Source organism: Streptomyces sp. NPDC040405 (assembly GCF_055595765.1).
Genome location: NZ_JBVIVI010000003.1, coordinates 512,547 through 537,806, shown reverse-complemented (window position 1 = coordinate 537,806; position 25,260 = coordinate 512,547). Strand labels below are relative to the sequence as shown.

Annotated in this window: 21 protein-coding genes; 10 read left to right on the top strand and 11 right to left on the bottom strand. The window is 71.5% G+C overall.

From position 1 onward, the window contains the following. The first annotated feature begins 9 nt into the window (after window positions 1-9). Entirely contained in the window at window positions 10-954 is a 945-nt protein-coding gene (locus ACZ59A_RS15980; RefSeq protein ID WP_470959676.1) for an NADP-dependent oxidoreductase, read from the top strand. Between the two features lie 20 nt (window positions 955-974). Here ACZ59A_RS15980 and ACZ59A_RS15975 read toward each other — a convergent pair whose 3' ends face one another. After that, window positions 975-1,625 carry a GntR family transcriptional regulator gene (locus tag ACZ59A_RS15975; RefSeq protein ID WP_470958790.1) on the bottom strand — a complete coding sequence of 217 codons (651 nt, stop codon included), beginning with the start codon at window positions 1,623-1,625 and terminating at the stop codon, window positions 975-977. 169 nt (window positions 1,626-1,794) lie between these two features. Here ACZ59A_RS15975 and ACZ59A_RS15970 point away from each other — a divergent pair, with 169 nt between their 5' ends. Then, window positions 1,795-2,028 (top strand): hypothetical protein, encoded by a 234-nt coding sequence (locus tag ACZ59A_RS15970; RefSeq protein ID WP_470958787.1) that lies wholly within the window; start codon window positions 1,795-1,797, stop codon window positions 2,026-2,028. Window positions 2,029-2,032: 4 nt separating this feature from the next. Here the strand turns inward: ACZ59A_RS15970 and ACZ59A_RS15965 are convergent, their stop codons facing one another. Then, window positions 2,033-2,509 (bottom strand): hypothetical protein, encoded by a 477-nt coding sequence (locus ACZ59A_RS15965; protein ID WP_470958784.1) that lies wholly within the window; start codon window positions 2,507-2,509, stop codon window positions 2,033-2,035. A gap of 213 nt (window positions 2,510-2,722) precedes the next feature. On the opposite strand from ACZ59A_RS15965, the gene ACZ59A_RS15960 reads away from it, so the two are divergent. The 4 genes from ACZ59A_RS15960 to ACZ59A_RS15945 are packed head-to-tail and all read left to right on the top strand — an operon-like array spanning window position 2,723 to window position 7,787. After that, window positions 2,723-4,633, top strand: coding sequence for a glycoside hydrolase family 2 protein (locus tag ACZ59A_RS15960; protein ID WP_470958780.1), 1,911 nt, complete (start codon window positions 2,723-2,725; stop codon window positions 4,631-4,633). Beyond that, the gene (locus ACZ59A_RS15955; protein WP_470958777.1) at window positions 4,630-5,934 is read left to right on the top strand and encodes an extracellular solute-binding protein; all 1,305 of its coding nucleotides are present in this window, start codon (window positions 4,630-4,632) and stop codon (window positions 5,932-5,934) included. The genes ACZ59A_RS15960 and ACZ59A_RS15955 overlap by 4 nt, the downstream gene beginning before the upstream one ends. A gap of 34 nt (window positions 5,935-5,968) precedes the next feature. Continuing rightward, entirely contained in the window at window positions 5,969-6,841 is an 873-nt protein-coding gene (locus tag ACZ59A_RS15950) for a carbohydrate ABC transporter permease (RefSeq protein WP_470958774.1), read from the top strand. Between the two features lie 58 nt (window positions 6,842-6,899). After that, window positions 6,900-7,787 (top strand): carbohydrate ABC transporter permease, encoded by an 888-nt coding sequence (locus ACZ59A_RS15945; RefSeq protein WP_470959674.1) that lies wholly within the window; start codon window positions 6,900-6,902, stop codon window positions 7,785-7,787. On the opposite strand, the gene ACZ59A_RS15940 is transcribed toward ACZ59A_RS15945, so the two are convergent. From ACZ59A_RS15940 to ACZ59A_RS15915, 6 genes are all read right to left on the bottom strand, one after another. After that, window positions 7,781-8,878 carry a LacI family DNA-binding transcriptional regulator gene (locus ACZ59A_RS15940; RefSeq protein ID WP_470958770.1) on the bottom strand — a complete coding sequence of 366 codons (1,098 nt, stop codon included), beginning with the start codon at window positions 8,876-8,878 and terminating at the stop codon, window positions 7,781-7,783. The genes ACZ59A_RS15945 and ACZ59A_RS15940 overlap by 7 nt on opposite strands. A gap of 78 nt (window positions 8,879-8,956) precedes the next feature. After that, window positions 8,957-9,883, bottom strand: a complete 927-nt coding sequence (locus ACZ59A_RS15935) for a carbohydrate ABC transporter permease (RefSeq protein WP_470958767.1) — start codon at window positions 9,881-9,883, stop codon at window positions 8,957-8,959. Beyond that, window positions 9,883-10,767, bottom strand: a complete 885-nt coding sequence (locus ACZ59A_RS15930; protein WP_470958764.1) for a carbohydrate ABC transporter permease — start codon at window positions 10,765-10,767, stop codon at window positions 9,883-9,885. Before ACZ59A_RS15930 ends, ACZ59A_RS15935 begins: the two co-directional genes overlap by 1 nt. 8 nt (window positions 10,768-10,775) lie before the next feature. Continuing rightward, window positions 10,776-12,116 (bottom strand): ABC transporter substrate-binding protein, encoded by a 1,341-nt coding sequence (locus ACZ59A_RS15925; protein ID WP_470958762.1) that lies wholly within the window; start codon window positions 12,114-12,116, stop codon window positions 10,776-10,778. A gap of 200 nt (window positions 12,117-12,316) precedes the next feature. After that, the gene (locus tag ACZ59A_RS15920) at window positions 12,317-13,405 is read right to left on the bottom strand and encodes a LacI family DNA-binding transcriptional regulator (RefSeq protein ID WP_470958757.1); all 1,089 of its coding nucleotides are present in this window, start codon (window positions 13,403-13,405) and stop codon (window positions 12,317-12,319) included. Between the two features lie 177 nt (window positions 13,406-13,582). Next, entirely contained in the window at window positions 13,583-14,596 is a 1,014-nt protein-coding gene (locus tag ACZ59A_RS15915) for a hydroxyacid dehydrogenase (RefSeq protein ID WP_470958754.1), read from the bottom strand. Between the two features lie 231 nt (window positions 14,597-14,827). On the opposite strand from ACZ59A_RS15915, the gene ACZ59A_RS15910 reads away from it, so the two are divergent. The 4 genes from ACZ59A_RS15910 to ACZ59A_RS15895 all read left to right on the top strand — a co-directional run bounded on the left by ACZ59A_RS15910 (window position 14,828) and on the right by ACZ59A_RS15895 (window position 22,295). Next, a complete protein-coding gene (locus ACZ59A_RS15910; protein ID WP_470958751.1) occupies window positions 14,828-16,354 on the top strand; it encodes a glycosyl hydrolase family 28 protein in 1,527 nt (508 codons plus the stop codon). After that, entirely contained in the window at window positions 16,351-19,698 is a 3,348-nt protein-coding gene (locus ACZ59A_RS15905) for an alginate lyase family protein (protein WP_470958748.1), read from the top strand. Before ACZ59A_RS15910 ends, ACZ59A_RS15905 begins: the two co-directional genes overlap by 4 nt. Further along, complete coding sequence (locus tag ACZ59A_RS15900; RefSeq protein ID WP_470958745.1) at window positions 19,695-20,945, top strand: alginate lyase family protein; 1,251 nt, start codon at window positions 19,695-19,697, stop codon at window positions 20,943-20,945. The genes ACZ59A_RS15905 and ACZ59A_RS15900 overlap by 4 nt, the downstream gene beginning before the upstream one ends. Before the next feature lie 144 nt (window positions 20,946-21,089). Next, the gene (locus ACZ59A_RS15895; RefSeq protein ID WP_470958743.1) at window positions 21,090-22,295 is read left to right on the top strand and encodes an alpha/beta hydrolase; all 1,206 of its coding nucleotides are present in this window, start codon (window positions 21,090-21,092) and stop codon (window positions 22,293-22,295) included. A 6-nt stretch (window positions 22,296-22,301) separates the two neighbouring features. On the opposite strand, the gene ACZ59A_RS15890 is transcribed toward ACZ59A_RS15895, so the two are convergent. From ACZ59A_RS15890 to ACZ59A_RS15880, 3 genes are read right to left on the bottom strand one after another with little or no spacing between them, the layout of a single operon-like run. Continuing rightward, window positions 22,302-23,540, bottom strand: a complete 1,239-nt coding sequence (locus ACZ59A_RS15890) for a 2-oxoadipate dioxygenase/decarboxylase family protein (protein WP_470959673.1) — start codon at window positions 23,538-23,540, stop codon at window positions 22,302-22,304. Window positions 23,541-23,588: 48 nt separating this feature from the next. Continuing rightward, window positions 23,589-24,599, bottom strand: coding sequence for a LysR family transcriptional regulator (locus ACZ59A_RS15885; RefSeq protein ID WP_470958739.1), 1,011 nt, complete (start codon window positions 24,597-24,599; stop codon window positions 23,589-23,591). Further along, a complete protein-coding gene (locus tag ACZ59A_RS15880) occupies window positions 24,545-25,255 on the bottom strand; it encodes an aspartate/glutamate racemase family protein (protein WP_470958736.1) in 711 nt (236 codons plus the stop codon). The genes ACZ59A_RS15885 and ACZ59A_RS15880 overlap by 55 nt, the downstream gene beginning before the upstream one ends. Window positions 25,256-25,260: the final 5 nt, after the last annotated feature.

The window sequence follows — 25,260 nt, the reverse complement described above, 5'->3', positions numbered from 1 at the left end:
ACCGGCGCGGTGCCCGGCGCCTACGGATTCACCCGCTACGGCGGACCGGAGACGCAAGCCTTCCTCGATCTGCCGAAACCCGTGCCCGGCCCCGGTGAACTGCTCATCGCGGTGTACGCGGCGGGGGTCAACCCGGTGGACTGGAAGGTCCGGGCCGGGATGCACCGCGCCTTCCTCCCCCTCGACCTCCCCGCCGTGCTCGGCCGGGAGGCGGCAGGGGTGGTCGAGGAGACCGGCGAGGGCGTCACCGGCTTCTCCGTCGGCGACCCGGTGTTCGGCAGCAGCGCGGCGGGCCGCGGCGGCTATGCGCGGTTCGCCGTCCTGACCGCGAGCCAGACGGCGCCGAAGCCCGCCGTGGTCTCCTTCACCGACGCCGCGGCGCTGCCCGTGGCGGCGGGAACCGGCTACGACGCGGTGGGCCAGCTCGCTCCGGCGCCCGGCGAGACCCTGCTGATCCTGGGCGTCGGGGGCGGTGTCGGCGTCGCGGCGGCACAGATCGCGCGCGAGGCCGGAGCGTCGGTCGTCGGCACCGCCGCCGCGGCGAAGCGGGAGTTCGTCACCTCGCTGGGCGCCACCGCGGTCCCGTACGACGGCGGCCACTTCGCCGAGGAGCTGAGGGCGGCCCTGCCCGCGGGCCCTGACGCGATTCTCGACCTGGTGGGCGGCGACGCGCTGGACGGCGTCGCGGCACACATCCCGTCCGGCTGCCGGATACTCACGGTGGCCGACGCCGCGACGGCGGTCCGGTTCGGCGCCCGGCAGCTGGCCCGGAGGAGTTCGACGGCCACGCTCACCGAGCTGGCGCGCCGGGTGGCGGCGGGCCGGCTGGATCCGCGGGTGGGCCGTGTCTTCCCCTTCGAGGAGGCCGAAGCCGCCCTGCGTGAGGTCGAGTCCGGCCACCCCCGGGGCAAGGTCGTGCTGGAGATGCGCGCGGAGCCGACCGCGCAGAGGTGACGCGGACGTCGCACCATGCCTCATTCACGCAGCGCGTCGATCACGCCCGCGAGGTGGGTGCGGACGGCCGCTTCGGCCGCCTGCGGGTCCCGGGCCCTGATCGCGTCGATCATGGCCAGATGCTCGCTCAGGGACCGCTGGGGACGCCCCGGCCGCAGCGCGAGCTGGAAACGGTGGCGCACCAGCTGGGCGTTGAGCCGTTCCAGCAGCTCCACGGCCGCCCGCTGGCCCGAGATCTCTCTGATCCGGGCGTGCAGCTCGTGGTTGAGCCCGGAGTACGTCATCGGTTCGCCGTCGGCGACCGCCTTGGCCATCGCCGTGCCCAGGTCGGCCAGTTCGGTCAGCTGCTCCTCGGTCGCCGCGGCGGCCGCCTTGGCCGCGCACAGCCCTTCGAGGACCATGCGGCACTCGGTGATGGCCACCGCCTCCTCGACGGTCACCACCCGCACCCGCGATCCGCGGTTGCGGATCCGTTCCACCAGTCCTTCCGACGCCAGATCGATCAGGGCCGCGCGGATGCTGGCCCGGGTCACCCCGAACTGCTCGGCGAGTTCGTTCTCCACCAGCCGCTGGGCGGGCGCCATCTCGCCGCGCAGGATCGCCTGCCTCAGCTGGGTCAGCGCGTGCTGCTTGGCCTGTTCACCGGTGCCTGGACGGGCTTCCTTCGGCATCGTGCTCTCCCTGAGTGAGTGCGTGTCGAAGGTAAATCTAGGCCAACAAGATTGTCAACAATTTCGTCCACCATCTTGTCGGCAGAGTCGGTCCACGGCCTGACTATGCTGATCTTGCGCTGATGTGGCGCGAGAGAGCACGCCACTTCGGTGGCGGGAAGGATGAGACGTGTCCAAGCCTGTACGTGCGGCCATCGGGGACAGGTGGATCAACTGCATGTTCTGCCAGGGGAGTTTCTTCCGCAACCGCGAGGTGAAGCTCAACAGCTCCGGGGCGGAATTCCTCAACTTGGCCTGGGCGAACGAGTCCGCGACCGGACTGATCTGCTGGGACTGCGGCTATGTCCATCTCTTCGCGAACGAGGAGATAAAGCTGTACAAGACGAAGAAGGGCGAGGTGTGACCCCTCATACCTGATGGATGGCGAGCTTGAACTCCGCGAGCACCAACCGCACCGAAGAGCCGCTGTCGTGGGACACCATCAGCGCCAGCGGCGTCCGCGGATGCACGAAGATCTCGTGGTGTTTGGTGAAGCACTGCACGCCAGGACTCCGGGGCCGGTGGTCGGTGGCGGTCGAGTCCGCGCCCGTCGACAGGCCGAGCGGATCCCGTACGAACCGGTCCCGTAATTCGCTGTAGCCCCCGGCCTCCCACTGGATCATCGCCGTCAGCGCACCCCATCCGTCGGCCGAGGGCCAGATCAGCCCCGCGCGGTCATCGGTACGCCAGTTCTTGATCCGGTAGCCATCGGGCTGCGCCACCTGATGCATGCCCAGCGCGTCATACGACTCGCCGGTGCCGAAGGGGAACCGCACCACGCGATACCCGCCGGGCGGGATCACCTGCGGCTCGGTGACGATCAGCGAACAGATCCGCACGGCCACGGCGCCTCCAGCGGGTCGGGTCGGCCGGGGAATCACATCACCCCGGGGGCTCGGGCCAGTCTGCGTCGGCAGCCGCCGACTGTCCATGAACCCCACCGGGCCCGCCTCTTCTGGCTCGGCAAACCCGCGATGCACCAGGTCTTTACAACGATGTAAGCGGGTGATGGCATACCCCTGCCCGCCGAACCGCTCTCCCGCGCCCCGGAGTTGACCATGCCTCGCCCCGACACACCGCCGCCCGAGATACCGAACGACGTTCCACGACCCGAATACCCGCGTCCCGGTTTCGTCCGCGAGGACTGGCTGAACCTCAACGGCACCTGGCAGTTCGCCTTCGACCCCGGGGACAGCGGCCTCGAACGCGGGCTGCCTCACCAGGAGTTGAGCGGACGGATCCTCGTCCCGTTCTGTCCGGAGTCCGAGCTGTCGGGGATCAGGGACACCGACTTCCACCCCGCCGTCTGGTACCGGCGCCACGTCCGGGTCCCGGGGTCCTGGGCCGGGCGGCGGGTGCTGCTGCACTTCGGGGCGGTCGACCACGACGCGACGGTCTGGGCCGACGGGCGCGAAGTGGCCCGGCACAGCGGCGGGTTCACCTCCTTCACCGCCGATCTCGGCGATGTGGCGGGCGCGGCCGGGGGCGAGGCCGAGGTGGCGATCGTCGTACGGGCCCGGGACGCCCGGCACGGGCCGCAGGCGCGCGGCAAGCAGGCCACCGAGTACGCCAACAGCGACTGCCACTACACCCGCACCACCGGGATCTGGCAGACGGTGTGGATGGAGCCGGTGCCCGAGGTCCATCTGCGCAGGCCCCGGATCACCCCCGACCTCGGCTCCGGGGCGTTCCACCTCGAACTGCCGCTCAGCGCCAACCGCCCCGGCCACCGGATCACCGCCCGGGTGAGCGACGCGGACGGCGCCACCGTGGCGAAGGCGACGGTGCGCGCCGACCTCGACTTGGCGCCCCGGCTGGTGCTCGCGCTGCCCGAGGAGGGCTTGCGGCCCTGGGCGCCCGAGGATCCGCATCTGTACCGGGTACGGATCGAGCTGCAGGACGCCGACGGCGCCGCCCTGGACCGCGCCGAGTGCACGGCCGGGCTGCGGTCGGTGGCCATCGACGGCAAGCGGCTGCTGCTCAACGGCCGCCGCGTCTTCCAGCGGCTCGTCCTCGACCAGGGCTGGTACCCGGACGGGCTGATGACCGCGCCGGACGACGCCGCTCTGGTCCGCGACATCGAACTGTCACTGGCCGCGGGCTTCAACGGGGCCCGGCTGCACCAGAAGGTGTTCGAGGAGCGGTTCCTGCACCACGCGGACCGGCTGGGCTATCTGGTGTGGGGCGAGTTCGGCGACTGGGGGGCCGGTACGGGGCGTACCCACCGGGACAACCAGCAGCCGACCGCCGGTTTCGTCGCCCAGTGGCTGGAGGCGGTGGAGCGGGACTACTCCCATCCGTCGATCGTCGGCTGGTGTCCGCTCAACGAGACGCACCAGGAACTCCACGACCGGCAGACCGTGCTGGACGACGTCACCCGGGCCATGTTCCTGGCCACGAAGGCCGCCGACACCTCCCGTCCGGTGCTGGACGCCTCCGGCTACTCGCACCGCGTGGCCGAGACCGACGTCTACGACTCGCACAGCTACGAGCAGGACCCGGAGGCGTTCTGCCGCCAGATGGCGGGGCTGGACGAGGACGACCCGCACATCAATCCAGAACGTCCGGGCAACCCCGACCGCGCGGGCAATCCCGGGAAGCGGGACACCGACGCGGTGTGGTCGCTGCCGTACCGCGGACAGCCGTACTTCTGCAGCGAGTTCGGCGGCATCTGGTGGAATCCGGAGGAGGCCGCGGCCGCCGGGGACGACCGCGAGGTGTCCTGGGGCTACGGGCAGCGGCCGCGCACCGAGGAGGAGTTCCACGAGCGCTTCGCCGGGCTGACCGCGGCGCTGCTGGACGACCCCCGGATGTTCGGCTACTGCTACACCCAGCTCACCGATGTGTTCCAGGAACAGAACGGCGTCTACCGCTTCGACCGCGGCCACAAGCTGGACGTGGCGCGGGTGCGCGCGGCCCAGCTGCGCCCCGCCGCCTTCGAGCGCCCGTCCGGCGAGGAGGAACGATGACCGGCCTCACCAGGCGCGGCCTGCTGAGAGGGGCGGTGTACGGGGCGGGAGCCGCAGCCACCGCGTCCGCGCTCAGCGGCTGCGGTTCGCTCGCCGGGAGCGTGACGAGCGACGACGAGATCCGTTACTGGAACCTGTTCACGGGCCCGGACGGCGCGCTGATGAAGACCCTGACGCGGAACGTCGAGAAGCGCGTACCGGGTCTCAAGGTCAGGACGACGGTGCTGGAGTGGGGTCCGCCGTACTACACCAAGCTCGCCATGGCCTCGGCCGGTGGCCGCTCGCCGGACGTGGCCATCATGCACCTCACCCGGCTGGCGGGCTACGCCCCCGGCGGGCTGCTCGACCCGTGGGACATGGACCTGCTGGCCGAGTTCGGTCTGAAGCAGGCCGACCTCAACGCCACGCTCGTCAAGCGGAGCCTGTACCAGGGCACCCCGTACGCCATCCCGCTGGACACCCACCCCTTCGTCGTCTTCTTCGACCGTGACGTCATGGACAAGGCGGGGATGCTCACGGGCGAAGGGGGGCTGGTGCCCTTCGAATCGCCGCAGCACGCGCTGGAGCTGATGGACAAGCTCCGCCAAGACGGCGGCAAGCTCGGGCCCGTCTTCGGCCACGCCAACGACCCGGCGATGAGCTGGCGGATGTTCTGGACGCTGTTCAGCCAGACCGGCGCCACGTTCGACCTCACCGGCGAGCGGGCCGAGATCGACGAGGACACCGCCGTGAAGGTGGTGCGCTTCATGGCCGAGCTGGCGCGCGACAGCCGCACGATGGACGTCCCGACGGCCATCGCCGCCTTCGCCAACGGCCGGTCGCCGATGATCTTCTCGGGCGAGTGGGACATGGCCACCTACCAGACGGCCCTGAAGGACAGGCTCGGCGGCGCCCCCATCCCCACCTTCTACGACCGTCCGGCGGGCGCGGCCGACAGCCACGCGCTGGTGCTGCCGCACCAGGACAGCCCGGATCCGGAACGCAGGCGGCGCACCCACCAGTTCGTCGCCGGGCTGGTCCGGTCCGGGCTGCGGTGGGCGGGGGCCGGTCATATCCCGGCGTACACACCGGCGGTCTCCTCCGCCGCGTACGCCCGCTTGCGTCCCCAGTCCGAGTACGCCGACGCCGCGAAGCAGCTCGCGCTCGACCCGCCCGTGTGGTTCGCGGGCTCCGGCTCCGACTTCCAGACGCGGATGTCCCAGGCGCTCGATCCCGCGATCGGCGGCTCGTCCCCGGCGAAGGCGGTCCGCACGATGGTCTCGCAGATCAACACCCTGCTGGCCCAGCCGAATCCGGCCTGATGGCGACGGAATCTCAAGAACAAGGAGCATCGTCATGAGGCCACGGTCCCCGGGCTCCACCGGGTGGCTCTTCGCCACCCCCTTCCTGGTGTTCTTCGGGCTCTTTCTCGTCGTGCCGCTCGGCATCGGCCTGTGGATGAGCTTCACCGACGCGAGCCTGACCGGGGCCGGTGACAGCACCTTCGTCGGCCTGGACAACTTCACCGAGGCGGTCGGCGACGGCCAGGTGTGGCAGACCCTCGGCAACACGGTCTGGTTCACGGTCCTGTCCACCGTCCCCCTCGTCGCGCTGGCCCTCGTGATGGCCCTGCTGGTGTACACGGGGGTGCCGGGGCAGTGGCTGTGGCGCCTGTCCTTCTTCGCCTCGCATCTGCTGCCGGTCGCGGTCGTCTACCAGGTCTGGAACATGCTGTACCAGCCGGACCGCGGCATGCTCAACGGTCTGCTGGACGCGGTCGGGATCGACGGGATCGGCTGGCTGACGGACGAGAAGTACGCGATGTGGTCCATGGCGCTGGTGACCCTGTGGTGGACCGTGGGCTTCAACTTCCTGCTCTATCTGGCCGCGCTGCAGGCCATCCCCGACCACCTCTACGAGGCGGCCGCGCTCGACGGCGCCGGGGCGTGGCGACGGCTGTGGTCGGTCACCCTGCCGCAGCTGCGCCGGACCACCGGGCTGATCGCGGTGCTGCAGGTGATGGCGTCGCTGAAGGTGTTCGACCAGATCTACCTGCTGACCAGGGGCGGCCCGGACGGGAGTACCCGGCCGATCCTGGAGTACATCTACGACACCGGCTTCACCAACTACCGGCTGGGCTACGCCTCGGCGATCTCGTATGTGTTCTTCGGAGTCATCGTCATCCTCTCGCTCGTCCAGTTGAAGATCTTCTCGCGCAGGGAGGACTGATCACGCCATGGCCCCCGAGACCCTCTCACCCCGTACGCCGGGAAAGCCCCGCTCGACCATGCCCCGGGAGGTGGCCCGGCGCCGCCACGGCGGTGGAAAAGCGTGGCACCCCACGCTCGGTGCGGGCCCCCTCCCCCGGGTGCTGACCCTGCTGGCCCTGGTACTGATGGCGGTGGCCTGGCTGGTGCCGTTCGGCTGGGGCGTGGACACGTCGTTCAAGTCGGAGGTCGACGCGAGCGCGTCGGGCGTCGACTGGCTGCCCGACGCGGGCTTCACCCTCGACGCCTACCGGACCATCTTCGACCAGGGCAATCTCCCGGTGTGGGCGGTGAACAGCGTGGTGGTCGCCGTGTGCGTCACGGCGATCACCGTGGCCGTCTCGGCGATGGCGGCGTACGCCTTCTCGCGCACCCTCTTCCGCGGCCGCCGGGTGCTGTTCGCCCTCACCGTCGCCTCGATCATGGTGCCGCCGCAGATCCTGATCGTGCCCCTGTTCCGGCAGATGCTCGCCATGAACCTCGTCGACACCTACGCGGCGGTGATCCTGCCGCAGGTGGTGGCGCCCGCGATGGTGTTCATCCTGAAGAAGTTCTTCGACGGCATTCCGCGTGAGCTGGAGGAGGCGGCCCGGATCGACGGGGCCGGGAGCTTCCGGGTGTTCTGGAACGTGGTGCTGCCGCTGTCCCGGCCGATCCTGGCGGCGGTGGCGATCTTCGTCTTCATCAACACCTGGAACAACTTCCTCTGGCCGTTCATCAGCACCAGCGATCCGCAGCTGATGACACTGCCGGTGGGGCTGTCGACCGTGAAGGACTCCACCGGACTCCGGAACGCCCAGGAGTCGGCCGCCTCGATCCTCGGCTCGCTCCCGCTGCTGGTCGTCTTCATGCTCTTCCAGCGCCGCATCGTGAAGTCGGTGGCCACCACCGGTCTGGGAGGTCAGTGACCGTCCCCGTACGCCGCGCCGCCCTCGGTGGACTCGCGGGTGCACAGCGTGTGCCCGACGACGACCTCCCGGGGCGGCCGGTCCGGCGCGTCGATCCGCTCCAGCAGCAGGCTGACGGCGTGCCGGGCGATGGCGCCCTTGTCCGGTGCCACGGTGCTCAGGCTGGGCGTGCTGTAGCGGGTGGCCTCGATGTCGTCGAAGCCCATCACGGCCACGTCCTCCGGGACCCGCAGCCCGCGCTCGTACAGGGTGCGCAGCGCGCCGAGGGCCAGCGCGTCGTTGAAGCAGAACACGGCGTCCGGTGGTTCGGCCCCGTCCAGCAGCGCGTTCATCGCCCGCGCGCCCTCCCGCAGGTGGTAGCGGGGTGTTTCGCGCTCCAGCCGGGGGTCCAGCGGCAGCCCGGCGGCCTCCAGCGCCTGGCGGTAGCCGGTCCTGCGCAGCAGCGGTGTGCCGATGTACGGCTCGGGCTGCGGGCCGACGGCGGCGATCCGGCGACGGCCGCCGCGGATCAGATGGGTCACCGCCTCCCGGGCGGCGGCCACGTTGTCGATGACCACATGGTCGGTGAGGCCACCGCTGGGCCGTTCGCCGATGAGCACGAGCGGCACGGCGCCGAGATGGCCCGCGAGCGCGTGGCCGTGCAGGGCGAGCGGGCTGACCACCAGACCGTCCACGAGCCGTTCGCCGAGGCCGTGGATGACGGACGCCTCCCGGTCCCGGTCGCCGAGGGTCTGCTCGATGAGCAGGGTGCGGCCGTGTTCCTCGGCCGTGGTGAGGAAGTGCCGCCCGAGCTCGGCGAAGTACGGGACGTCCAGCTCCGGCAGGACCAGCGCGATCATGCCGGTGCTGCCGCGGCGCAGATCGCGGGCGGCCCGGTTGGGCCGGTAGCCGAGCTGCCGGATGGCCCGCTGGACCCGCTCCCGGGTCGCGGGCGACACATGCACAAAGCCGTTGATGACGTTCGACACGGTCTTCGGGGAGACCCCGGCGAGCGTCGCCACGTCCTTGACGGTGGCGCTCCGGGCCGCGCCCGCGCGCGTCTCGCCCGGTGACGCCTCACTCTTCGCGGTCTGCTCGTTCGCGGCGGTCACCGGGCGATCCTAGGCGCTGCCGGTGGCGGACGGTACCGAGGACCAGCGGGGGCGGCCACCTCGGGAGGAACGCCACGGTCACTTCAGGGCTCCCAGGGTGACACCGGTCCGCCAGTAGCGGCGCATCGCCGTCATCATGACGGCCAGTGGCACGATCGACAGCAGGGCGCCGGTCAGGACGAGGCTGGTCAGGTCGGTACCGGACTCCAGCCGTCGGCCGCTCCAGTTGTACAGGCCCAGGTTGAGGGTCCAGTTCTCCTCACCGCGCAGCACGGTCAGCGGCAGGAAGAAGGCGTTCCAGGTGTTGACGAAGGCGAGCAGGAACACGGTGGCGCCGCCGGTGGTCATCATGCGCAGCACGATGCTGAAGAAGATCCGCAGCTCTCCGGCGCCGTCCAGGCGGGCCGCCTCCAGGAGTTCGAAGGGGACCGTGGACTCGGTGTAGACCTTGGCCAGGTACACGCTGAACGGGTTGATCAGGCACGGGATGAGCATGGCCCAGGGGGTGTCGACCAGCCCGATGGACGAGAACAGCAGATACAGCGGGAGGGTGAGCAGGGCGATCGGGATCAGGAAGGAGCCCACGACGCACGCGAACACCACGCCGCGCCCGGGGAAGTCGAAGCGGGCGAGGCCGTATCCGGTGGCGAGGGCGATGAGGGTGCCGCCGAGCGAGCCCACTCCGGCGTACAGGAACGAGTTGGCGGTCCAGCGCAGAAAGATGCCGTGGTCGTAGGTGACCAGCTGACGCAGGTTGTCCCACAGGTGCATGCCGGAGAACCACAGGCCGCCCGACTGGTACAGCCCGGTCCGGTCCTTGGTGGCGGCGACGATCAGCCACCACACCGGGAAGAGGCTGTAGGCGCCCGCCAGGACCAGGCCGATCAGCAGGAAGCGCTGGCCGCCCCGCCCGCGCGCGGCGGCGTCGGGGCGGGTGAGCCGCCGTACGGTGTGCGCCCCGAGCCGTCCGGCGCCTTCGCGGCGACGGGATTCCGTCATCACCATCAGTCGGTCTCCTTCGAGGTCAGCCGGTAGAAGAGGAAGGAGGCCACGCCGAGGACGAGGGCGAGCAGCACCGACAGGGCCGCGGCGTAGTGGTAGTCGCCCGCGTTGAACGCCTGGTTGTAGACGATCATGATCGGGGTGAAGGTGTCGCTGACCGTCTGCGGGGTGACGTTCCGGAACAGTGCGGGCTCGTTGAAGATCTGGAGCATCTGGATGATGGAGAGCATGCCGGTCAGCACCAGCGCTCCGCGCACATGCGGAATCTTGATGCTCAGCGCGATGCGGGTCTCGGAGGCGCCGTCCAGCCGCGCGGCCTCGAACAGCTCACGGGGCACCGCCTGGAGCGCCGCGTAGATGATCACCATGTTGTAGCCGATGCCGTGCCAGGTCAGCAGGTTGCCGATGGACGGCCAGACCATCGAGGGCGCGAAGAAGTTCCAGGAGAGCCCGAAGAGCCTGCCGAGCGAGGTCAGCGGGCCGACATCGGGGCTGTAGAGGTTGATCCAGACGATGGCGGCCACCACCCCGGGGATCATGTACGGGATCAGCAGCAGCATCCGGAACCGGGCGGCCGCACGCGAGGTGAGCGCGTCCAGGCACAGGGCGAGCAGCAGGCTGATGGCGAGCATCACCGGGATCTGGACACACGCGAACAGGACCACCCGCAGGACGGACGTCATGAACGCCGGATCGGTCAGGCCGTGCCGGTAGTTGTCCAGTCCGGCGAACGTCACCGTGGCGCCCCCGAGTCCGAGCCCGGACCGCTGCTCCCGGAACAGGGACTCGTGGACCGCGTAACCGATCGGGACGAGGTAGAGGAAGACGAAACCGAGCTGGAAGGGCAGCGTGAAGGCGGCTCCCTTCCAGCGCTGGGAGCGGATCATGCGGGCCCTCAGTTCTTGACGCTGATGCCGCGGGACGTAAGGTCTGCCACCGTCCACTTCTGCATATGGGCCAGCAGGTCGGTGACCTTCTGCTGCTTGTTCAGGACCTTGGCCCAGCCGCTCTGCAGTTCGGTGAACATCGCGGTCCAGTTCGGACCGAAGACCCAGTCGGTGGTGACGGTGCCCAGGCTGTCGGTGACCACCTTCTTGCCCGGCTCGTAGTTCTTCCCGAGCAGCTTGGCGGAGAGCGACTTCTTCACGTACGACGCGCTGTCGGCCAGCGCGGGCAGCACGCCGTTGCCGGTCTCGGGGCTGGCCATGGTGGACACGGCGCCGGTGTTCGTGGACATCCACAGCGCCGCGGCGGCGGCCTGCTCCTGGTGCTCGCACTCCTTGGTCACCAGGGTGAGCCCGCCGCTCTGGTTGGTCCCGGCCGGGGTCTTGGCGGGCTCGCCGGGGAAGGCGGGCCACGGGGACAGCGCCCACTGGCCGTTGGACTTGGTGAAGTTCTGGACCATACCGGCCATCTGCCAGGTGGAGATCTGCCGGGTGGCGGTGCGGCCGTTGTCGTAGTTGCGCTGCACGGCCGCGTAGTCGGCGAAGGACAGCGAGGAGTTCAGACCGTTGTCGATGATCTGCTGGATCACCTTGGCGGCCTTGAGGGTACCGGGGTCCTGGAAGTTCACCCGCCAGGCGTCGCCGTCGATGGCGTACCAGTGCGCCCCGGCCTGCATCGCGAGGACTTCGAGCGTGCTCGGGTCCTCGCCCGCGTAGTTGGTGATGTGGATGCCGTGCTTCTTCAGCACCTTTCCGGCGGCGATGAAGTCATCCCAGGTCGCGGGGGCTTTGAGGCCGTACTTACGGAAAATGTCGGTGCGCTGGATGGTGAAGGCGGGCGCTGAGCTGGTGGGAACGCCGTAGACCTTGCCCTGTACCCCGGCGCCCGCCCACGCACCGGCGTTGAACTTCTTCTTCGCCGAATCGACGTACCGGGTGATGTCGGCGAGCACGCCCTGCGAGACCAGGGTGGTCACGTATTCGGCGGTGTTCTGCACCAGGCAGGGAGCATTGCCCGCCTTGACGGCGTTGGTCAGCTGCTTCTGCATCGTCAGCTGATCGGTGACCTTGGTGTACTTGAGCTTGATGTCCTGGTGGCTCGCGTTGAACGCCTTGACGACGGCCTCGTGGCCGTTGGCCCAGCCCCAGAAGGGGAGGGTGACCGGACCGGAGCCCCCGGCGGACTCGGGGTCCCCGGAGCCGGAACCGCCGCAGGCGGAGAGCAGACCTGTCAGCGCGAGACCCGCGACGGCGGCGCGGGCGAACCTTCTCCGGGGCAGGGTGAAGTTCATCTGACCGTGATCCTTTGGCTGTTGGCGTTCTCAAAACGAACGCGAGGACGGCGGCCCGGTGGTGGCCGGAAACGGCGGACGGAGGCCGAAGAAGCGAAAGCGGTAGTAACCGGTTGCTGTGGACGGTAGGCCGATTGGTCCGCACTCGACAAGAGGGCGGGCGCGATGAGTTGTGGAAGGGGGTGAAGCGGCGGCGGCCGTCAGGAAAGACGAGCGGGCGGCTGGACGGAGTTCCGTACGACGACATGGGTGCCCAGCACCAGATGGGCACCGTCGCCGCCCGCACGGCGCCCCGCGCCGCCCTCGCGCCGGTCGGCCACCGCGCGCAGCGCGGCCCGTCCCATCTCCTCGTACGGCACATGAACGGTCGTCAGCTGGGGGGTGATCTGGGAGGCCAGCGGGATGTCGTCGTAGCCGACGATCGAGATGTCCTCGGGGACCCTCAGCCCGGCGGCGCGCAGGGCCTGCATGGCGCCCGCGGCGACCACGTCGGTCCCCGCCAGCACCGCCGTGAAGTCCAGCTCGCGCCGCAGGCTCTCCTCGACCGCCTGGTACCCGTGGCCGTAGTCGTACGGGCCGTGGAGCACCATGTCCGGGTCGAAGGGGACGCCGTACGCCTCGAAGGCCCGCCGGGCGCCCCTCAACCGGCCCTGGGCCGTGGTGAGTTCGGAGGGGCCCGGCAGCACGAGGACCCGGCGGTGTCCGGCGGACAGCAGGTGGCTGGCCATGGCGTAGGCGCCGCCCTCGTTGTCGTAGTCGACCGTGGTGGCCGCCACGTCGCCCTCCAGCGGCGGCCTGCCGACCAGGACGAGGTGCGATCCGGCCGCGTCGAGGGAGCGGGCGAACCGGGCCATCCTCAGCTGGTACTCATCGAAGTCGTACGCGCCGCCGAGCAGGACCACGGCGGCCACGCCCTGCTGGCGCATGAGGTTGACCAGCGCGAGTTCCCGCTCCGGGTCGTCCCCAGTGGTGCCGACCAGCGAGAGCCAGCCGCGCAGCGTGGCCGCGCCCTCGACTCCCTTGGCCACATGGGCGAAGGCGGCGCCGGTGATGTTGTTGATGAGGATGGCCACGGTGGGCGTGCCGCCACCGGCCAGCGAGCGGGCGTGGGCGTTGGTGACGTAGTCCAGGTCCCGTACGACCTTCATCACCCGGCGGCGCAGCTCCTCCGACACCGGATAGTTGCCGGACAGGACGCGCGAGACGCTGGCGACGGAGACGCCCGCGCGCTCCGCCACGTCGCGAATGGTGGCCCGTCCGGCGCCGCCCGACGCCTTGCGCTCGCTCACCGTAGCGGCTCCTTCACCGTAGCGACTTCCCCACCGGCCGGGCCGGGTCCCGCCCCGCTCCGGTGCGGAAACCGTATCCCATCGTTACTCCGCGGGGCGTTGCTCCATGGGCCGTTGCCCCACGGGCCGTTGCCCCGCGGGCCGTCGCTCCGCGGGGCCGGGCCGCCGGCGCGGGCGTCAGGCAACGCGGGCCAGATCCGCATGCCGCACCTCGTGGGCCAACGGCGCTCCCGCCGCCATCCGTTCCAGCTCATCGGCGACGACGCGGCCGAGGCGGGCCAGTTCGTTGCCGAGCGAACCGGCGATGTGCGGGGTGAGGAACACGTTGGGCAGCGTGTACAGCGGGGATCCGGCGGGCAGCGGTTCGGGGTCGGTGACGTCCAGCACCGCGCTCAGACGGCCCGCGACCAGTTCGTCGGTGAGGGCGCGGGTGTCGACCAGCGCGCCCCGGGAGGTGTTGACCAGCACGCCGCCGTCCCGGATGAGGGCGAGCCGTTCACGGTCCAGCATCCGGTGGGTCTCGGGGATGTCGGGGGCGTGCAGGCTCACGATGTCGCTGCGGCGCAGCAGGTCCTCCAGCGGCAGCGGTACGGCGCCGAGCGCGGCGGCCTCGGCGGGGTCCACGTAGGGGTCGTACAGCACGACGTCGAAGTCGAACGGCCGCAGCAGCTCCAGCAGTCGGCGGCCGACGCGCGAGGCGCCGATGACGCCCACCCGGCGGCCGAGGTTGCCGGTGGCCGCCGTCTCGGCGGGGGTCGGGTGGGCGTGGGTGTCCCGGAAGCGTTCACGGTGGGCGAAGGCGTCCTTGCCCGCGAGCAGGATCATGGCGAGGGTGTACTCCGCGACCGGCAGCGCGTTGCCGGTGACCGCGCTGGACACGGTGATTCCGCCGTCCCACAGGGCGTCGCCGATGAGCGAGCGGACGGAGCCCGCGGCGTGCAGGACGGTGCGCAGCCGGGGCGCCGCGGCCAGGGCGGAGGCGTCGAGGCGGGGGCAGCCCCAGCCGGTGATCAGCACCTCGGCCCGGGCCAGCGCGGGGGCGGCGGCGGGGTCGGTGAGGTCCCGTACGACGAGCGCGGTGTCGATGTCGGCCACCTGCCGGAGCCGCTCCATGAGCGGCGGCGGGAAGAGCAGGGGCAGGTGCACCGGGTCCATGGCGAACACGGCTCTCGGCGGCTGGGCACTGGGCATGACTCTCCTGAGGCGCCGGGGAAACACTCTTGAGGAAACACTGTCAGAAAGCGTCTTCTAACGTAGATCTGACGGGGAGGCGGGTCAATCGGCAGGCCGCACACCGCCGGGGCGACCGATCCTTTCGAAAGTGTGCTCTGACCCTTGACTCCGTTTCCGGACAGGGCCGAAGCTCTGGCCACGCGGCCGCAGTAACCGGTTTCCGTCCTCACACTGCGCTGGGAGTCAGCCATGAACCCACCCTTGTCCCGTCGCGCCACCCTTCAGGCGGCAGGTGCCACCGTGCTCGCCGCGGGCCTGACCGGCACCACCGCGACGGCCGCCACGGCGGCCCGGTCCGGTGCGGCCGGTGACGCCGCGCGGCTCGTCACCTATCCGGTCCCGGCGGGAGCCCCCGTGAAGACCGACAGCTTCACCGTCAAGGTCCGTAACCCGGGCGGCAGATGGCGCAGGCTCGGCACCTATCTGGCCACGCTCAACCTGGTCGACACCACCACCGGAAGTGGCCGCCAGCAGAACTCGACGCTCGCGCACTTCGACTTCTCGGGCAGCGTCGAGATCGAGGTGACCTGCCTCAAGGGCGGCGTCGAGAAGGTGCGGATACGGCCGGACTCGTACGGCATCACGCCCAAGGTGCGCGGAAACACCGCCCGGTTCCGGCTCACCGAGCCGCGCAACCTCATCGTCCAGGCCGACGACCAGATCTTCGACTGCCTGCATCTGCTCGCCCGTCCCCTGGAGACGGACCGCCCCGCCGCGGACGACCCGGACGTCATCCACTTCGGCCCCGGAGTGCACACCACCCCCGGCGGCACCCTGACCGTGCCGTCCGGCAAGACCGTCCATCTGGACGGCGGCGCCGTCCTGAAGTCCCGGGTGATCTTCAAGGACGTCGAGAACGCGGGGCTGACCGGACGTGGGGTCATCCACGCGGCGCCCGGCGGCGGCGCCACCGTCGAGGGGTCGAAGAACATCACCATCGGCGCCGTGACGATGCTCAACCCGGGCGGATACGCCGTCACCATCGGCGAGTCCGATCACATCACCCTCAGCGGTATGGCCGCCTTCAGCTCGAAGGGCAACGGCGACGGCATCGATGTCTTCTCCAGCTCCGATGTCACGGTCGACGGTGTCTTCATGCGCAACGCCGACGACTGCGTGGCCATCTACGCCCACCGCTGGGAGTACTACGGCGACACCCGCGACATCACCGTCAAGAACTCCACCCTGTGGGCGGACGTCGCGCATCCGATCAACGTGGGCACGCACGGCAACACTGACGCGCCCGAGGTGCTGGAGAACCTGACCTTCAGCAACCTCGACATCTGCGACCACCGCGAACCGCAGACGGGCTACCAGGGCTGTATCGCCCTCAACCCTGGCGACAGCAACCTCATCAGGAACGTGCGCATCGACGGTGTCCGGGTCGAGGACTTCCGGCAGGGCCAGCTCATCCATATGCGGGTCATGTACAACACGAAGTACAACACCTCGGTCGGCCGTGGCATCGAGGACGTGTACGTCAAGGACCTCAGCTACACCGGCAGCCACGGCAGCCCGTGCCTGCTGCTCGGCTACGACGCCGAACACGCCATCAGGAACGTGACCTTCGAAAACCTCGTGGTGGGCGGCCAGGTCATCGCCGACAGCATGAAGAAGCCGACCTGGTACATGGCCGCGGACTTCGTACCCATGCACGTCAACGAGCATGTGACGAACCTCAGGTTCCTCACCACCGCCGAGGCCACCGCGTCATGACCGCGCCGAACCGCCGGGGCTTCCTCGGCGGCGCCGCGGCCCTGCTGCTGGCGCCGGGCGCCGGCGGCCTGGCCGTGCCCGGGGTGGCGCGGGCCGCGGGGAACCGCGGCGGAGGCCGGGCCTTCACCCACCCCGGGCTGCTGCACGGCGCCGCCGACCTGGCCCGGATGAGGGCCGCGGTCGCCGCCCGGGAGTCCCCGGTGTACGACGGCTTTTCGGCGCTCGCGGCAAGCCCCCGCGCGTCGTCCGCGTACACCGTGCGGAACACCGGCCAGATCACCTCCTGGGGCCGGGGTCCGGCCCGGTTCATGAGCGAGGCCGTCGCCGACTCCGCCGCCGCCTATCAGAACGCGCTCATGTGGTGTGTCACCGCCCGCCCCGCCCACGCCGACAAGGCCCGCGACATCCTCGACGCCTGGTCGGCGTCGCTCACCGCCGTCACGGGCGCGGACGGACCGCTCGGCGCCGGGCTGCAGGCGTTCCTGTTCGTCAACGCGGCCGAGCTGCTGCGGCACAGCGGCTACGAGGGCTGGGACCCGGACGCCATCGCGCGCTGCGAGGAGTCCTTTCTGCGCGTCTGGTATCCGGCGGTGTCCGGCTACATGCTCTACGCCAACGGCAACTGGGACCTCACGGCGCTCCAGACCATCCTGGCCATCGGTGTGTTCTGCGAGGAGCCGACGCTCTTCGAGGACGCGCTGCGGTTCGCCGCGGCCGGTGCGGGCAACGGCAGCGTCCGGCACCGCGTCGTCACCGACAGCGGCCAAGGTCAGGAGAGCGGCCGCGACCAGGGCCATGAACAGCTCGCGGTCGGCCTGCTCGGCGACGCCGCCCAGGTGGCCTGGAACCAGGGCGTCGACCTGTGGGGCTTCGACGGCAACCGGATCCTGGCGAACGTCGAGTACGCCGCCCGCTACAACCTCGGCGGCGACGTCCCCTTCTCCCCCGACCTGGACCGCACCGGCAAATACCTCAAGACCTCGGTGTCGGACAAAGCGCGCGGCGCCCTGCCACCGGTCTACGAGATGGCGTACGCGCACTACGCGGGCGTACGGGGCCTCGCCACCCCGCACACCGAGCGCGCGGTCTTCCGCGGCACCGGCGGGGCCCGCGCCATCGAGGGCGGGAACGACGATCTGCCGGGCTGGGGCACCCTCGCCTACGCCGGGACGACGGCCTCGCCCGCCGCGCCGACCGCGCCCGCCGGGCTCACCGCGACCGGCGGCCCCCAGTCCGTCGCCCTCGCCTGGCTGCCGTCCGCGTGGGCGACCGGCTATACGGTCCGGCGCGCCACCACGCCCGAGGGGCCGTACGAGCGGATCGCCTCCGGGCTCGGCTCCCCCGCGTACACGGACCGCGCCGCACGGACCGGGCGGACCTACTGCTATACGGTCAGCGCCACCAACTCCTCTGGCACGAGCCAAAGTTCCGGCTGGGTGGCGGCGACGGCCGGGCTGCCCGGGCCCTGGTCGACCCACGACGTGGACCCCTCACCGGTCCCGGGCTCCGCCGCCTTCGACGGCGAGCGCTTCGTGCTGGAGTCGGGCGGCACCGCGGACACGTGCCGCCTCGTGCAGCTGCCCCTGCGCGGCGACGGCACGGTCACCGCCCGGATCGTGTGGCCGCTCAGCTCGCAGTACTCCACCATCGGCGTCACGCTGCGCGGCTCCCTCGACGCGGCCGCCCCGCACGCCTCGATGCTGCTCCAGGGGCTGCCGCTGCACACCTGGAGCGGGGTGTGGAGCGTGCGCCGCTCGGCCGGGGCGCCCGTCTCGGCCACCGGCAGCACCCCCGTGCCACCGTCCCAGCAGCAGGCGATCACCACCGCCGCGGCGTTCCCGATCTCCGACCTCGGCAGCCTGCCCACGTCGGCGACACCGCTGGAGGCTCCCTACGTCGAGGGCGCGGGCGACGGCTACCGGCTGCGGGCCCCGTACTGGGTGCGGGTGACCCGCCGGGGCAACCGCTGCACGGGCGCCATCTCCCCGGACGGCGTCCACTGGACCGAGGTGGGCGCCACCGAGGTCCGGCTCGGCCGCACCGCGTACGCGGGACTCGCCCTGACCTCCTGCCTGGGCGCCGACGAGGCGTACAGCGAGACCGGCACCGGCGCCTTCGACAACGTCACCGTGGCCTCCCCGGACGGGCCGCTGTGGACCGTGCCCCGCCCGATGCGCACCGCCACGGATGTGCGGGCGCGGACCGCGGCCGACGCCGTCGAGCTGGCCTGGACCGATCCCGACCCCGCGGCCCGGTACACGGTGCTGCGGGCCACGCGCGCCCACGGCCCGTACGAGACCGTCGCCACCGATGTCGGCCCGGTCGGCTTCGGCACCCGCGTCCGGCACGCGGACGCCACCGGGACACCCGGGCGCACGTACCACTACGCCGTCGCGAAGACGAACCGCGGTGGGCGCGGGCCGCGTTCGTCGCCCGCGAGCGCCCGTATGCCCGTCCCCGCCGAGCCCCAACTCATTTCCGCCGACACGGCGTTCGCGAACCACGGTGTCCCGTTCCGCCATCTCCTGCGCGCCACGCACGAGCCGGTACGGTTCACCGCGACCGGCCTGCCCGAAGGCTTGCGCCTCGACCAACGCACCGGGCTGATCTCCGGACGGCCCTCGGCGACCGGCACCTTCACGGTCACCACCGGCGCGGGCAACGCGTCCGGCACCGCCACCGGCACCCTCACCCTGCACATCGGCGCGCCGCCGCCCGCGCCCTGGTCGTACGGCGACCTCGGCGATGTCGTCCTCGACGAGCGCGCGTACGGGACGTACGGGGTGGTGGCGGTCCGTACCCCGGGGAGCACCGCGTACGACGCGGGGACGTTCACCGTGCGCGGCGCCGGAACCGATCTCACCGTCAACGGCCAGGGGATGACGGGACAGTTCGTGCGCAGGGCCGTCAGGGGAGACTGCGAGTTCACCGCCCGGCTGGTCTCGCGGACCGGGGCCACGGACGCCGACCGGGTCGGGCTGCTGATGGCCAAGTCCCTGTCGCCGTTCGACCAGGCGGCCGGGGCGGTCGTCACGGGCGGGACCACCGCGCAGCTCATGCTGCGCCCGGTCGTGGCGGGCGCGTCCGCCTTCACCGGGACCGGCCGCCTCACCCTGCCCTGCCTGCTGCGGCTGAGGCGCACCGGGACCGTGTTCGCCACGGCCGCCTCCACCGACGACGGCGCCACCTGGATCCCCCTCGCCGAGGGCGCCGTGCCCGGCTTCGGTGACGCCCCGTACCACGTGGGCCTCGTGGTCTGCTCCCGCGACCCGCTGGCCCGCACCACCACGCGGTTCGACCGCGTGCACCTCACCCCCACCCAGAGCGGAGACACACCGCGATGAGCCGCGAAAACACCCCCACCCCCGCCCACACGCCGACCCGCCGCACCCTGCTGCGGTCCGCGGGCGGCCTCACCGCCGCCCTCGCCGTCGGCGCCGCGACGGCCGCCGCCACCGGTGGCAGCGCGGGCGCCGCGCCCGCCACCTTCACCCATCCGGGCATGCTGCACGCCTACGGCGAACTCAACCGCGCCAAGGTCCGGGTCGCCGCGGGCACCGAACCGTGGCTGTCCGGGTGGAACCGCCTGACAGCCAACCGCCACTCCGCCAGCACCTGGGCCCCCAACCCGCAGCAGACCATCATCCGCGGCGGCACGGGCGAGAACTACGGCATCCTCTACAACGACATCCACGCCGCCTACCAGAACGCCCTGCGCTGGAAGATCGCGGGCACCACGGCGAACGCGGACACCGCCGTCAAGATCCTCAACGCCTGGTCGGCCACCCTCACCACGGTCACCGGCAACGCGGACCGCTTCCTGGCCGCCGGGCTGTACGGCTACCAGTTCGCCAACGCCGCCGAACTCATGCGCGGCTACAGCGGATTCGACCTCGGCCGCTTCCAGACGATGATGCGCGACGTCTTCTACCCGCTCAACAACCAGTTCCTCACCGGACACAACGACGCGTGCATCACCAACTACTGGGCCAACTGGGACCTGTGCAACATGAACTCGGTCCTCGCCATCGGGATCCTGTGCGACGACGCCGCGAAGTACGACCAGGCGGTCACGTACTTCAAGAGCGGCGCGGGCAACGGCTCCCTCCGCCACGCCGTCCCGTATCTGTACGACAACGTCGACGGCTACGCCCTCGGCCAGTGGCAGGAATCCGGCCGGGACCAGGGCCACACCATGATGGGCATGGGACAGATGGGCGCCTTCTGCGAAATGGCCTGGTCCCAGGGCGACGACCTGTACGGCTACGACGGCAACCGCTTCCTGAAGGCCGCCCAGTACGTCGCCAAGTACAACCTCGGCCAGGACGTGCCGTTCACCACCTACACCTGGGGCACCGGCCAGAACTGCGCCCAGCGGTCGCACACCGTCATCTCCGCCGCGAGCCGCGGCCAGGTCCGGCCGGTCTGGGACCTCCTGTACTACCACTACGGCCGCCGACGCGGCCTGGACGTGCCGTACATCAAGGCCATCGCCGAGAGCGTCCGGCCCGAGGGCGGCGGCGGTGACTACGGCTCGACCAGCGGCGGCTTCGACCAGACCGGCTTCGGCACCCTGCTGTACGCCAAGTAACCGCGTGCACCGGGGCCCGGCCCGGCGACCCGCGTGGCCGGGCCGGTTCACCTCGTGGCTACCCTGAATTCCCGAGCTGGGCCCTCCTCACTGCTGACGGCGCCTGAGCCACATCGACGACAGCGAACAGGAGAACGCCCCGACATGAACGCCCGTGTCCGCATATCCCCACGCAGCGCCCTGCCCCGCTGGGCGCGCCGCACCTGCCTCGGCCTGGGGCTGGTGGTCTCGGGGCTGCTGGCGCTCATCACGCTCGGTGCGGTCGTTCCGGCCATTCCCGTCCTCGGGTACTACGCGACGACCTGGGTCGGGCCCCGGCCGCTGTGGTACGTGGTCTTCGGCCTGGTCATCGCGGTGGGCGCGGTGGTGGCATGGCGGCGCGGACAGCGCAGGACGGCGGTGTTCACCACGGCCACCTCGGCGGTCACCGCCATCGGCGCGGCCACCGTGCTGACCACCCAGCTGCTCTACGCCCACGCCCAGAACGTCCCGCTGTCCCCCGCCGACGTCCTCGCCGTCGACCAGCCCACGGCGCCGCCGGACCACGTGATCGACTACGACCGCGTCGAGGGCCGCACGCTCAAGGCCGGGCTGTGGGCGCCGCGCGAGGCGCACCGTCAGGGGAAGAAGCCCATGGTGGTGTGGATCCACGGCGGCGGGTTCGCCACCGGCAGCCGGTACCAGCGGGCGGGCGACTACCGCTGGCTGGCGAACCACGGCTACCCGGTGCTGTCCATCGACTACCGGCTCACGCCGCCGCCGCGCTGGAAGGACGCCTCCGACGATGTCGTCTGCGCGATGTCCCGGCTCGCCAGGCTGGCCCGCCCGTACGGCGTCGACACCTCCCGCACCGTGCTGGTGGGCGGCTCGGCGGGCGGCAGCCTCGCGCTGAACGTGGCCTACGGGCTGGAGACCGGCCGTATCGCCAGCAGCTGCACCTCGCGGCTGCCCGCCCCGCCGGTCGCCGTCGCCGGGTTCTACCCCGCCTCGGACCTCAAGGGCACCTGGCAGGACAACGGCCTCATGGGCTACGGACGCGAGATCACCGAGGAGTACACCGGCGGCACCCCGGCCCAGCATCCCGAGCGCTACCGTTACGCCTCCGCCATCAACCGCGTCCGCCCCGGTCTGATGCCGTCCCTCCTGGTCAGCGGAGCCTCCGACCACCTCATCCGGGAGTCCCGGGTCCGCGGGCTCGCCGACCGGCTGCGGCAGGCCCACGACGACGTGGGGTTCAACGCCATCCCCTACAGCGACCACGCCTTCGACGACACGTACCACAGCATCGCCGGTGCGGTCGGCCGCAATCTGCTGCTGCGCTTCCTGAACGGCACGGCACCCCGCGCCTGAGCGCTTTCACTCAGCGGCCCCGGGGTCGGCGGGGTCGTCCGGGGCGGTCGGGTGTGCGATGGGCGCGATGCCGAGGGTTCGCGCCGCCTCGTCCAGGGAGTCCCGCCGCTGCCGGGCGTAGGTCTCGGCGGGGTCGTGTACGGGGCGCTCCAGCACCCCGGCCAGCCAGTCGGCGTCGGGGTGCGCACGCTGGCCGTCCGGGTCCGGCGGGGGCAGGAGGTCCTCGTAGACGATCGGCTCCGCGGTGATCCAGCCGCCGTGGAGCAGCCCGGACAGCCCGGCGGGCGGTCCGAGGCCGTCCCGGGGGCGGGCCGCGGGATCGGTGGCGTGGTAGGTGAAGTACGCGAGGTCCTGCCGGGCGAGTCCGGCCTCCGTGGCGGGCAGGCACATGGCCCAGATCTTGGCGGCGGCCTCCTGGCGGGTGAGCACCGGGTCGATGGCGAGCAGCCGGTCGGTCTCGGCCGTCATCGCGTCGTAGCGGGCCCGCCCCGCGGGGGTGAGCGCGATGCCGCGGGCCTCGGCCGCGCACCGCGGGCCGAAGGAGGTCCGGCGCAGCAGGATGTCCGGGCCGTCCCAGCGCGGCGGGCCCTGGATCTCGTCGGCCACCGCGACACCGCCGCGCTCCGCCATGCGCCGGTGCAGTGCGTCGAGGTCGAGGACCCGGGGGGTGAGGTGGCTGAGGTGGGAGGGGCGGAAGGCGGCGGTGGCGAGGGTGAGGAAACGCCGCGCTTCCTCGGGCGGCAGCCCCTGTTCCGCCTCGGCGCGTTCGGCGAGGCCGAGCAGCTCCGGCGGGAAGAAGCGGGGCGCGCCGGGGGCCGGGGCGGAGGCGAACACCCGGAAGGCGTCGCGGGCCAGCTCCGCGGGGTCGAGCGGCCGGAAGCAGGTCGAGACGACCGGGCCCGGGCTGGTCGCCGCCTCCGGGGCGTACGTGTTTCCCGGGTCGTACGTGTTTCCCGGGACGGCACCCGGGGCGTAGACGCCGACCGGACGCATCCCGAGGGCGGCGAAGATCTGGCCCGCCCGGCGCAGCTCGGCGGGCGTGGCGACGCCGACGGCGGCGTGCCGCTCGGCGGTCACCCGCTCGACGCTGCCCAGGCGCCGCGCCGTGGCGCCGTCGCGGCGCAGCACGTCCGCGTCGACCTGTGCGGCCACGTCCACGAGCGTGCTGTAGCCGGGCACCTCGTGGCCGTACCGGTCGGAGAGGGAGCGGGCGAATCGGGCGCGTAGCCGCCAGGGGGGAACCACGTTCATGCGGGGGTCCTTGTCCGGGGTGGCCCGGCTGTCCGGGGGTGCTCAGCCGGGGGTCGTGGCGAGGGGGGTGTCGACGCGGGCGCCGAATGCCTCGGTGGTCCAGGTCACGAACTCCTCCGCCGCCTCCCGGATGGCGTCGACGGCCACGGGCACCAGCGGGTTGGGGTCGGTGGACCGGTACACGGCGAGGACCTTGCGGCGCGGGCCGCGGCTCCGCATACGGCGCATCGTGATCGCCCGGTCGATGCCCAGGGAGAGCGCGGGGACCAGCGCGACGCCGAGGTTTTCCCGCACGATGCCGCGGATGACGTCGTAGTCGTTGCTGGTGAAGCGGACTTCGGGGCGGAATCCGGACTGGGCGCACAGGCGCAGCAGATTGTGGTGGGCCGCGGTGCCCTCGTCGTTGGTGACCCAGATGGCGCCGGAGAGTTCGCGCAGGTCCACGTGGTGCGCGTCGGCGGTGTGCTGCTCCGGGCCGCAGAGGACGATCAGTTCCTCGTCGAGGATCGGTCGGAGCGTCAGTTCGCCGGGCCAGGTTTCGGGGACGAGGTCGTACGCGTAGACGAGGCCGAGGTCCGCCCGGCCCTCGCTCACGGCCAGGGCCACGTCCGTGGCATCGCCGTCGTTCTGCAGGGTGATCTCGGCGTCGGGGAGCCGGGCGACCAGCCTTCTCAGCGCCTTGGGCAGGAGCTGGGCGCTCACGGTCGGGAACGCGGCCACCCGGAGCCGCCCCCGGTTGCCGTCGGCGTAGCCGCGGATGTCCTCCTCGGCCTCCTCCAGCCGGGACAGGAGGGCGGCGGCGTGGCGGCCCATCTGGAGGGCGGCCGTGGTCGGCCACAGGTTGCGCGGGCCGCGTTCGAAGAGCCGTACGCCGAGTGTCCGCTCCAGCGCGGCGATCTGCTGGGACACCGCCGAGGTGGTGTAGCCCAGCTCCTTGGCGGCCCCGCTGAGCGAGCCGGTGGCGAGCACCGCCTGAAGGGTCTGGAGATGGACCATGTTCAGCATGATCGTGTCCCGGGTGCCGTCGGCCCCGCGCAGCCGCCGTGCAGCCATCGGATGAGGGTGAGCGCGTCCCAGACGGGGCGGCCGGTGGCGGCCTTGAGGGCGGCGGAGTAAGGCGGGAGGTTGGTGCATTCGAGGACGAACGCGCCGATGTCGGGGTGCTCGCCGAGCACGGCCTGCGCGGCGGCCACCACCTCGGCCTCGGCGCGCGGGAGGTCGAGTGTCTCGTCGTCGCCGGTGAGGACGTGGAAGAGGTGCTCGGTGTGTTCCAGACCGGCGAGGTGGAGGCGGTCGCGCTGGGCGGGTCCGATGCCGACCGCCCGGAGGTGGGCGTCGGTGAGCGTGCTCGCGTTGACCGTGAGCACACAGCACGTCTGGTCGTGGCGCAGGGTCTGGAGCACCAGGGGGACCTGGAGGAGGCTGGAGGTGGCCACCGGGACCCGCAGGGCGTCGGCGAGCTCCGGCTGGTGGACGGCGAGGAAGCCGCAGCAGGTGGTCACGGCGGCCGCCCCGGCGTCCTGGAGGCCGGTGGCGGCGGCCGTGAGCGCGGGCAGCAGGCCCTCGGCCGAGCGCTCCACCACTTGGCGGGTACCGGCCCCCGGGGCGACCGCCATGGCGACGGGGAAGTCGAAGCTGGCGGGATTTCCCACGTCACCGACCGGGCGGGGAATCCGGTTGTCCAGCATGACGATCCCGATGTCCGCCATCGTCT